9 protein-coding genes are annotated in these 6699 nt (G+C 65.9%); 3 read left to right on the top strand and 6 right to left on the bottom strand.

Going from position 1 to position 6699, the window contains the following annotated elements:
- Positions 1-111: 111 nt before the first annotated feature.
- Positions 112-456, bottom strand: a complete 345-nt coding sequence (hisI, locus tag NP3_RS25715; protein WP_063044174.1) for a phosphoribosyl-AMP cyclohydrolase — start codon at positions 454-456, stop codon at positions 112-114.
- Between the two features lie 324 nt (positions 457-780).
- Here hisI and NP3_RS25705 point away from each other — a divergent pair, with 324 nt between their 5' ends.
- Positions 781-993 carry a hypothetical protein gene (locus tag NP3_RS25705; RefSeq protein ID WP_063044173.1) on the top strand — a complete coding sequence of 71 codons (213 nt, stop codon included), beginning with the start codon at positions 781-783 and terminating at the stop codon, positions 991-993.
- A gap of 76 nt (positions 994-1069) precedes the next feature.
- Here the strand turns inward: NP3_RS25705 and hisF are convergent, their stop codons facing one another.
- The 4 genes from hisF to NP3_RS25685 form a co-directional block, all read right to left on the bottom strand.
- Positions 1070-1843 carry an imidazole glycerol phosphate synthase subunit HisF gene (hisF, locus tag NP3_RS25700; protein WP_063044172.1) on the bottom strand — a complete coding sequence of 258 codons (774 nt, stop codon included), beginning with the start codon at positions 1841-1843 and terminating at the stop codon, positions 1070-1072.
- Positions 1844-1918: 75 nt separating this feature from the next.
- Entirely contained in the window at positions 1919-2734 is an 816-nt protein-coding gene (locus NP3_RS25695) for an inositol monophosphatase family protein (RefSeq protein ID WP_063044171.1), read from the bottom strand.
- A 7-nt stretch (positions 2735-2741) separates the two neighbouring features.
- Positions 2742-3473, bottom strand: coding sequence for a bifunctional 1-(5-phosphoribosyl)-5-((5-phosphoribosylamino)methylideneamino)imidazole-4-carboxamide isomerase/phosphoribosylanthranilate isomerase PriA (priA, locus tag NP3_RS25690; RefSeq protein WP_063044170.1), 732 nt, complete (start codon positions 3471-3473; stop codon positions 2742-2744).
- Positions 3474-3535: 62 nt separating this feature from the next.
- The gene (locus NP3_RS25685; protein WP_063044169.1) at positions 3536-3988 is read right to left on the bottom strand and encodes a MarR family winged helix-turn-helix transcriptional regulator; all 453 of its coding nucleotides are present in this window, start codon (positions 3986-3988) and stop codon (positions 3536-3538) included.
- 100 nt (positions 3989-4088) lie between these two features.
- On the opposite strand from NP3_RS25685, the gene NP3_RS25680 reads away from it, so the two are divergent.
- Positions 4089-4598 (top strand): nuclear transport factor 2 family protein, encoded by a 510-nt coding sequence (locus tag NP3_RS25680; RefSeq protein WP_063044168.1) that lies wholly within the window; start codon positions 4089-4091, stop codon positions 4596-4598.
- On the opposite strand, the gene NP3_RS25675 is transcribed toward NP3_RS25680, so the two are convergent.
- Entirely contained in the window at positions 4508-5122 is a 615-nt protein-coding gene (locus NP3_RS25675) for a hypothetical protein (RefSeq protein WP_063824911.1), read from the bottom strand. The genes NP3_RS25680 and NP3_RS25675 overlap by 91 nt on opposite strands.
- A gap of 235 nt (positions 5123-5357) precedes the next feature.
- On the opposite strand from NP3_RS25675, the gene NP3_RS25670 reads away from it, so the two are divergent.
- The gene (locus NP3_RS25670) at positions 5358-6653 is read left to right on the top strand and encodes a DUF2786 domain-containing protein (RefSeq protein ID WP_063044167.1); all 1296 of its coding nucleotides are present in this window, start codon (positions 5358-5360) and stop codon (positions 6651-6653) included.
- The last annotated feature ends 46 nt before the right edge of the window (positions 6654-6699 follow it).

The raw sequence follows: 6699 nt of genomic DNA, 5'->3' as shown, positions 1-6699 counted from the left end.
ACCTCAGCGAACTGCTCGTCAGACAGCTCGGCGAGTCTCTGAGCCAGTCCATCGGCAGGTCGGCGCCGGTCGAGGAGCGCGGCGAGCATCCGAATTCCTAGCAGCTCGGGCTCAGCCGTCGGCGAGCAGCAGGTCGGAGTCGAAGCAGGTGTGCGTGCCGGTGTGGCAGGCCGCGCCCTCTTGGTCGACGACGAGCAGGATGGTGTCGCCGTCGCAGTCGAGACGGACCTCGCGCACGTACTGCGTGTGGCCGGAGGTTTCGCCCTTGACCCAGTACTGCTGGCGCGAACGCGAATAGTAGGTCGCCTTACGGGTTTCCAGCGTGCGGGCCAGCGCCTCGTCATCCATCCAGGCAACCATCAGCACATCGCCGCTGCCGCGCTCCTGCGCGACCGCGGCGACGAGTCCGGCGTCATTGCGCTTGAGCCGGGCGGCGATGGCGGGGTCGAGAGTCATATCACCGTTATACAGGGGGCTCCCCGCCGGAACACATCCTGTAGTGCCGAAACACCACCCGTCGCGACAGTTGCTACTCCTCCGGCAGCGGAATCAGTTCGAGATGTTCGGCCACAGGCTTTTTGGCGCAGGCGGCCCTGCCGGTGACCAAGTTCACCCCGCCCCGGTGGGCAACCAGCCATTTGCCACAGACACAACGCAGATAGCGAACCGAACCATGTGTCGACACCAGCATCGGCGATGACCAGGAGCATGCGGGACACGTGGCGGACATGGTCGCTAAGCCTGGGTAACTGTCGAGCAGATAGCAATCACCGCCCCGGCGTGGCGGCCGAACTCTCCGAAGAAAATTCAAGCCGCGCGAGTGCGATTCGGCTCCCCGAGAACCTGCCAGGCACGCTGACGATAACCCTCGGAAACCAAAACCGTCTGGGCCACAACAACATCGGCGAAACCCTCGACCGCACCAGGCATCAGCGTTACGGCACTGAGGGTTTCGCCGCCGAATTCCACCGGACGCTGTCGCATATCTGCTGAGAACCCGCAGAAGCTATATACCTTGTGCGAGGCAGTCACTACTTCCGCGTCAGCTTCGTGTGCGTTGGGGCGCGGGCTAGCGGACGATGATTTGTTCGGCGCGCATAGCGGCTTTTACCTGGGGGATGGTGAGGTCGCCGAAGTGGAAGACGCTGGCGGCCAGGACCGCGTCTGCGCCAGCCTGGACAGCGGGGGCGAAGTGTTCGACGGCGCCCGCGCCGCCGCTGGCGATCACCGGTATCGAGACCACTTCGCGGACGGCCTTGATCATGGGCAGGTCGAAGCCTGTCTTGGTGCCGTCGGCATCCATAGAGTTGAGCAGGATCTCACCGACGCCGAGTTCGGCGCCGCGCACGGCCCATTCGATGGCGTCGATGCCGGTGCCGCGCTTGCCGCCGTGTGTGGTGACCTCCCAGCCGGACGGAGTGTCGGGCTGGCCGTCCGGAACGGTGCGGGCATCCACCGACAGCACGATGCACTGGGAGCCGAAGCGCTCCGACATCTCCCGCAAGACTTCGGGGCGCGCGATGGCGGCGGTATTCACCGAGACCTTGTCCGCGCCCGCGCGCAGTAACCGGTCGACATCCTCGACCGTGCGCACCCCGCCGCCGACGGTCAGCGGGATGAAGATCTGTTCGGCCGTGCGGGTCACCACATCGATCATGGTGCCGCGGTCGCCGGTGGAGGCCGTGACATCGAGGAAGGTCAGCTCGTCGGCGCCCTGCAGATCGTAGGCGGCGGCGAGTTCGACGGGATCGCCCGCGTCACGCAGGTTTTCGAAGTTGACGCCCTTGACCACCCGGCCCGCGTCGACATCCAGGCACGGAATAACGCGTACCGCCAACGTCATCGGCTCACCCTTCTTCGAATCTTGCTGTATCCACGCACCCCGCCGACTGCCATGCCCTGTGTTTCGCGCGCAGCGTCACGCATCGTCGGCGACCGTGCAAATCATTTCGAGCAGTTCCTCGTGCACCCCCGGCGCGGCAGCCAGCACCGAACCCGAGGTGATGGTCCACGGATCCCCGGCCAGGTCGGTGACCACCCCGCCCGCCGCGCGCACAAGTGCCACGCCCGCGGCGTTGTCCCATGGATGGTGCCCGAAGACGATCGCGCCGCCGAGCACGCCCGATGCGGTGAACGCGAGGTCGATGCCGGTGGAGCCGTGCATGCGCACCCGTGACGACAGCCTGCTCAGCGGACCGAGCAAGTCGAAACGGAACCGGCCGGGAATACGTCCGGCGGAGTCCACATTGAACGCGCCGAAGCCGATCATCGCCTCGCCGAGCTTCCCCCGCGGCAGGCGCGGCAGCGGTTCGCCGTTGAGCAGCACAGGACCGTCGACGGCCGCCGAATAACGCTGGCCGAGCAGTGGCAGCCAGGTCAGCCCGAGCAGCGGCTCCCCTTCGTGCACCAGTGCCAGCAGCATGCCCGAAAGGGGATGTCCTGATGAGTAATTGAAGGTGCCGTCGATCGGATCGAGCACCCACGCCGTCCCCGATGTGAGCTGCGGACCGCCGAATTCCTCACCGTGCACCTCGATTCCGGTGCGCTGCTCGAGCTGTGCGGAGATGGTGCGCTCCAACTCCAGGTCGAGTTCGGTCGCGAAGTCGTTGCGGCCCTTCGCCACCGCGCTCGGCGCGCCGACCCCCTCGATGAAACGCGGGCTCGTCGCGTCGAGGATTTCACCGGCGACGTCGAGCAGTGCCGGTAGTTCGGTATCGAGGCGGTTTGCGGTCATCGAATCGTCAGCGGACCGCGGCCAGCGCCTCGGGCAGCGTGAAGCGGCCCGCGTACAGCGCCTTACCGACGATCGAGCCCTCGACACCCTCGGGCACCAGTTCGGCGATGGCGATCAGATCCTCGATGGTGGAAACACCGCCGGAGGCGATGACCGGCGCATCGGTGGCGGCGCAGACCTCGCGCAGCAGATCCAGGTTGGGGCCGGTGAGGGTGCCGTCCTTGGTCACGTCGGTGACCACGTAGCGCGAGCAACCGTCACGCTCGAGGCGTTCGAGCACCTCCCACAGATCACCGCCGTCGCTGACCCAGCCGCGGCCGCGCAGCCGGTGTTCGCCATCGATGATCCGTACATCCAGGCCGACGGCGATGCGCTCACCGTGTTTGGCGATGGCGCGGGCACACCACTGCGGATCCTCCAGCGCGGCGGTACCGAGGTTCACCCGGGCACAGCCAGTACCCAGCGCGGCCTCCAGGGATTCGTCGTCGCGGATGCCGCCGGACAGTTCCACCTCGACATCGAGTTCGCCGACGACCTTGGCCAGTAGTTCACGATTCGAACCACGGCCGAATGCCGCGTCCAGATCGACCAGATGCACCCACTCCGCACCGGCTTCCTGCCAGGCGAGTGCCGCGTCGCGCGGGGAGCCGTAATTGGTTTCGCTGCCCGCCTCCCCCTGAACCAGGCGCACAGCCTCTCCATTGGCGACATCGACAGCAGGTAGCAGCACAAGACTCACGGATGCAGTTTAGTTGCTCGCTTCGCGCGCCCTACCCCCGGCCTGCGGAAATAGGGGCCCGATCACCCTTGCACATGATCATCGAGGATCCGGGAGAGCAGCCGGACCAGTTCGCGGCGCTCGGCGGCGGAGAGGGCGGTCAATAGATCGTCCTGGGCGCCTTCGATTCGTTGGTCCAGTTCGTCCAGGTGGCGGGTGCCCGCCTTGGTGATGGTGACGATATTGCGGCGGCGGTCGCTCGGATCCGGGGTGCGTTCGATCAGGCCGCGCTCGGCCAGATCGTTCAGCGCGGCGACGATATCGCTGCGGTCGATGCGGGTGCGACGGCCGAGATCGGCCTGACTGGCCGGGCCGAACTCGCCGAGCGTGGCGAGCAGGGCGTAGTGGTAGCGGCGGGATCCGGTTGCTTCGAAGGCGCGCTCGGTCGCCCGGTTGGCGAGGATGGCCACCTGGTTCACCAGTCGGGTGGGCAGGGCGCGCAGCCTGCCCGGGGTGTCCTCGTGCGCGATCTCCATGAGTGCAATGTAGCAAGACTTGTTGGTGTAACCCACGATCTGTTATCGTTGGACTCACCAACGTTGGAGTGACCAACATTCAGTTCGAAAGGTTCGCCCGATGAGCAAGATCCGCCGCTTCCTCCCCCTCGCCGCACTGCAGTTGGCGCTACTCACCGCCTGCACCACTGCCACCAAGGACGACACGCACCAACTCCGCGAACTGGTGGACCGCAACGAGATCACCGGACTGGTCAACCAATTGGGCCGCGCCCTGGACGAGGGCCGCTTCGATGACTTCCGCACGATCTACACCGCCGACGCGACCGCGAAAACCCCCGGCGGCCGGGCTGAGGGTCGTGATGCGCTGATCGCACAGGCGAGCCGGAATCACTCCGATGACAAGCGCATCCAGCACTTCATCACCAATGTGATGATCGACCTGCACGGCGATGCCGCCGAGGTGCGCGCGAATCTCATCGCCACCTTCGCGCCCGCCACGACCGCCGTGGCGGAGCCGCAGTACACCCTCGGCGAGGTCTACCGCTTCGACGCGGTTCGTACGGCGGAGGGCTGGCGGCTGTCACGGGTGGAGACGACACCGCTGTGGTCCACGGGCACCCGTCCCTGAGCCACCTGCTCGAACCGCGCGTCGACCGTGGCGAGAACCCGTGTGCGATAGCAACTCAGCGTGGCGGCGACCGCGAATACCGCGGTCGCCAGCGCTGCCGCAATCCGGACCCACTCGCCCACCTGGAATTCGGTGGCCGCACTCTCGACTTCGGCGAGACTGTGCCGGGAGCGTTCGTCGAACAGAATCGTCGCGCGGGGCCACAGGTACAGGATCGACAGCAAGAACTGGCCACTGATGAGAGAAATCATCGATGCGCCAACCCATCGCCGTGCGAGGCGGTACCGGAACGCTGCAGCACAGGCGACCAGCGCGCACACCGTCAGCACCCCACCGAGCGGGCGCATCACATCACCGACCGCGACCTTACTCATGAACTGCTGGGTCTGCGCCAGCGATTCGGGTACATCACGAAAGATATTGGGATACAACATGATCGTCTCGGTGATCGCAGCCGCGAACGCGAAGCTCGCAACCGCGGCATAGACCCCGACGATGGTCAACGGAACCGTGACGGACTTCATCGCGAACCTCCTCGCCACAACCGTAGGCCCGCACTCCGGCACCGCGGATCAGGTCGCATCCCCCATATAGCCGACGTCCAGCTCAGGGTCTACCCGGAGAGCCGCCGACTGCCCCTGTTTTCCGCATCCGACGGCTTCCGATACGCACCGCATCGGATGCACGTCGTCCTCGGCCTCTCCCGGTCTATACGGTTGTGGGCGCAGTTGCCGCCAGACTATGTGAGGGGGATCGGTCGTGAGCAAGCAAAATCGTCGACGGCCCTCGGGCGAGCACCGCGCCGCCACGGGCTCCGCATTCTGGTCTGCGCAGTCCAGTGGGCCGCAGGATTCCGAGCAGATCGCGAACGCGATCATGGCCACGGCCATGGAGGTCGCGCAGGGGAATGCCCGCGCCGCTGGGCAATTCGCGCAGCAGCTCGTCGGTCGCGAGCCGCTGACCCGCGAGCAGGCGGACGGTGCGCACCTGGCGGCACAGCACATCATCGGCCGAATCTTTCAATACGGCTGGCTGCCGGAAGACATCCACCAGGTCGCGCGGCGACGCGTGGACCAGTTCGCGATCGCGCTACTCATCGACGTCATGGCCGCCCACGTCCGGCCTTTCGCGCCGGAATCGATCGATGAGACCTGGCAGTTGCAGCTCGCCGAGCTGGGAGCAGACATCTGGTGGTCCGGGTCCGAACCGCACCTCGGCCAGTGGGCCGCGAAGCAACTGCTGACCGCGGCCGAGGCCGTCACGACTGTGGTCGAGGCACTTGCGATGCTGATCCAACTGCCCGAGCTCGAACTGATCCGGCCCTTGCCCGGCACTGCCCGACCGCAGGCCGCAGCGCACCACCACGCCGTCGACGTCAAGGTCCTGAGCCGAGTCCGCGGACTGCTCGCGAAGGCCGAGTCGACGTCATACCCCGAAGAGGCGGAGGCACTTTCGGCCAAGGCCCAGGAGCTGATGACCAAATACGCGCTCGATCGGGTGCTCGTCGATGCGGACGACGCTGTGCCCGATCTGCCCGGCGCATGCCGGATCTGGTTGGAAACCCCCTATGTCGACGCGAAAGCGCTGCTGGTCGATGTGGTCACCAAGGCCAACCGGTGCCGCGCGATCTTCGCCTCGGCATTCGGATTCATGACAGTCGTCGGTGATGAAAGCGACTTGGAGGCAGTCGAATTGCTGACGACCTCCTTGCTCGTTCAGGCCACCAGAGCAATGATCGCCAGCGGCAACGAATCCAAGCGCAGCGCCGATGCCAGAAGCCGCGCATACCGCAAGTCATTCCTTATCGCCTATGCAACGCGCATCGGTGAGCGACTCGAAGATGCGAATGAGACGACGATTGCGGAATCCCCGGACCCGGCGCGTTTGCTTCCGGCGCTCCGCTCCCACCAACACAAAGTGGATGAGGCGTTCGACGCGTTGTTCCCCACTATCCGAGACCGCGGGATTTCCATCGGCAACGCCAATGGCTGGGCGGCGGGCCGTGCCGCAGCTGACAGCGCCCAGCTACAGGCTCGCCGCCCGATCAAAAAGTAGCTCAGGCCCGATGCACTGAAATACATTGCGGGGGGCGCTGATACGC

Origin of the sequence: Nocardia pseudovaccinii NBRC 100343, from assembly GCF_001613225.1 — a bacterium.
GTDB lineage: Bacteria > Actinomycetota > Actinomycetes > Mycobacteriales > Mycobacteriaceae > Nocardia > Nocardia pseudovaccinii.
The sequence above is the reverse complement of the archived record's forward strand: the minus strand, read 5'-3'. Positions and strand labels throughout refer to the sequence as shown.

Bases quoted from the DNA above. Each gene is read 5' to 3' on its own strand.
- hisI (WP_063044174.1), bottom strand. From the start codon at position 456: ATGACTCTCGACCCCGCCATCGCCGCCCGGCTCAAGCGCAATGACGCC.
- hisF (WP_063044172.1), bottom strand. From the start codon at position 1,843: ATGACGTTGGCGGTACGCGTTATTCCGTGCCTGGATGTCGACGCGGGC.
- NP3_RS25695 (WP_063044171.1), bottom strand. From the start codon at position 2,734: ATGACCGCAAACCGCCTCGATACCGAACTACCGGCACTGCTCGACGTC.
- NP3_RS25685 (WP_063044169.1), bottom strand. From the start codon at position 3,988: ATGGAGATCGCGCACGAGGACACCCCGGGCAGGCTGCGCGCCCTGCCC.
- NP3_RS25680 (WP_063044168.1), top strand. From the start codon at position 4,089: ATGAGCAAGATCCGCCGCTTCCTCCCCCTCGCCGCACTGCAGTTGGCG.
- NP3_RS25675 (WP_063824911.1), bottom strand. From the start codon at position 5,122: ATGAAGTCCGTCACGGTTCCGTTGACCATCGTCGGGGTCTATGCCGCG.